Below are 712 nucleotides of genomic sequence, written 5' to 3' on the forward strand. Positions count from 1 at the left end.
GGGGTCGCCCCCTTCGAACAGGACCTCGGGGGCGAGGCGCATGACGCGGTCGAGGATCCGCTGATCCAGGATCGCTAGCCACGGCAGGACCGGCCGCATCGTCGGGACGACGACCTCGACGCCGTATTGCCGCCGGAAGAACAGGTTCTCGACGCGTGCGCGCGATCCTTCGTCGACGAGAAGCGAATGGAGCCACTCGGCGGTTAGGAACTCCCGGACCGACCGGTGGTGAAACCGCACCGTGCCGTAGATGCCCTCGTCGAAGATCGGCCTGGTGAGAAGCGTGCGGCAGTCGGCGTCGTCCCAGTCGGCGAGCACCTGCTTGATCTCGAGCCCGCGGTCGTTCTTCTGGCCGTCGGGGACGCGGACCGCCGACTCCTTCGCCAGGGTGGAGGCCGCGGCGACAAGACGCGCACCCTCGCGGACACGCTCCTTCGAAATCGGATTAGCATCGGCGCGGTCCTGGTCGCGCTCGTCCAGGCGCTTGTCGATGCTGGCGCGCAGCAGTTCGAGACGCGAGCCGACGCGGTCGTTCGCGAGCCAGAACTCGACAGTCTCGGCAAGATCGAGCGGACGGGTAGTGAACGACCACGCCTCCGCGCGGTCCAGCGCCTTTCTGAAAGCGGCTATGTCGGTGACGCCCTTGGCCCCTGCGAAGCGATCGACCTGCTCGCCGGCGAGATCGTCGAGCGCGACCATACGGAAGATGGAC

Annotated in this window: 1 pseudogene; it reads right to left on the minus strand. The window is 67.4% G+C overall.

Annotated elements, in window-relative coordinates:
- A pseudogene (locus tag EOA27_RS38845) lies at positions 1-699 on the minus strand (hypothetical protein); the annotation flags it as partial.
- Positions 700-712 lie beyond the last annotated feature (13 nt).

This window comes from Mesorhizobium sp. M2A.F.Ca.ET.037.01.1.1, from assembly GCF_003998075.1.
GTDB lineage: Bacteria > Pseudomonadota > Alphaproteobacteria > Rhizobiales > Rhizobiaceae > Mesorhizobium.